The organism is Cupriavidus sp. GW823-FHT07A04, from assembly GCF_058794615.1.
Genome location: NZ_JBXAHA010000065.1, coordinates 1 through 626 on the forward strand (window position 1 = coordinate 1; position 626 = coordinate 626).

The following is a 626-nucleotide window of genomic DNA, read 5'->3' on the forward strand; positions in this document are numbered from 1 at the left end:
TGCGCCTGCAACGCTTGCTGGATGCCGGGCTTGACGGTGTCATAGGCCGGGACACGGGTCGCGCGCACTTCGTCAACCTTGACCAGGAAGCGGCGGTTGTTCCAGGCCACGGGGGTGGCGCTCACCGCGCCAGCGGGCAGGGTGGACAGCGCCTGCGCAAGCGGCAAGGGCAGGTTCTGGGTCTGGCCTTCCTGCGCCGGCACCTTGAAGCTGAGCCAATCCATCGCGCCACCACTGGCCCTGGACGGCGCGAGGCTGACCTGCTGCGCCACCTTGGCGAAGTCCTCGCCGGCCTGGATGCGCGCGAGCGCGGCGGCGGCCGCGGCATCGTCGGCGAGCTCGATCAGGCGGCCCTTGTATTCCTTGTCGCCCAGGCTTGCCACGATGGCGTTGTAGCGCGCGCGCACCTGCTCCTCGGTGACCGGCGCGGGCTTGATATGGTCCTTGAGCCAGGCCTGGGTCAGGATGGCGTCCTTCGCCTCGCGCAGGGCCTGCTGCACATCGGGCCGCGCTTCCAGCCCCTTGGCCTTGGCCGCCTCCTGGCGAAACAGCTCGCGCGCGATCAGCTGCTGCTTGATGGCGTTGCGTGTTGCGTCGTTGTCGGGGAGTTGTGCCTGCTGCATGGC

1 protein-coding gene is annotated in these 626 nt (G+C 69.3%); it reads right to left on the reverse strand.

All coding sequences use genetic code 11. The features are described from left to right. The coding region (locus AC1Q7Q_RS40400) for a peptidylprolyl isomerase (protein ID WP_492376860.1) at window positions 1-626 on the reverse strand (626 nt) is incomplete at both ends.